Annotated in this window: 1 protein-coding gene; it reads right to left on the bottom strand. The window is 51.8% G+C overall.

Annotation, left to right across the window (positions count from 1 at the left end; genetic code table 11):
- Positions 1 to 21 precede the first annotated feature (21 nt).
- The gene (locus AC2JF9_RS09465; protein WP_313997184.1) at positions 22 to 402 is read right to left on the bottom strand and encodes a PilZ domain-containing protein; all 381 of its coding nucleotides are present in this window, start codon (positions 400 to 402) and stop codon (positions 22 to 24) included.
- Positions 403 to 438 lie beyond the last annotated feature (36 nt).

Here is a 438-nt window from a genome sequence, read left to right as displayed (position 1 = left end):
CTTTTGTCCGTTTTGACGGCATTATACGGCGTTGATCCGGTTCTCTGCCGCCAACCGGCGGATTTCGACTTTGACGCGTTCTTTCAGATCGTCGTCCGACATAAATTGAATGCCGTACAGATACCCGCCGTCGTTATCCGATTGCCAGCGCACCTCGCCGTTAACGGTAAGCGGAAAGGTCTCGGCGAATGGGAAATCGATCGTTAGCCGTACCAGATTGTCACCGCTGCGGAGATCAAGCCCCGCAACGAGCTTGCAGCCGCTCTTGTTCCAATCGATCAGCTCCGCCGGCGCTTGCCTGGTTTCGAGCTCAAGGCCGTTCAATTCGATAATTTGAAAAAGGCATGGTTCCGGTACTGCAAATAAATACCGAAACGGTTCTTTTCTTCGGCTGTTGATCATTCAGTCTGAACCTCCGGGTGAAATATCACCATTAAC

The sequence above is a fragment of the Lactobacillus sp. C449L genome (assembly GCF_059900815.1).
Note: the sequence above shows the minus strand (reverse complement) of the source record. Positions and strands in the feature narration are given on the sequence as shown.

Excerpts from the sequence above, each read along its gene's own strand:
- AC2JF9_RS09465 (WP_313997184.1), bottom strand. The coding sequence starts at position 402 with ATGATCAACAGCCGAAGAAAAGAACCGTTTCGGTATTTATTTGCAGTA.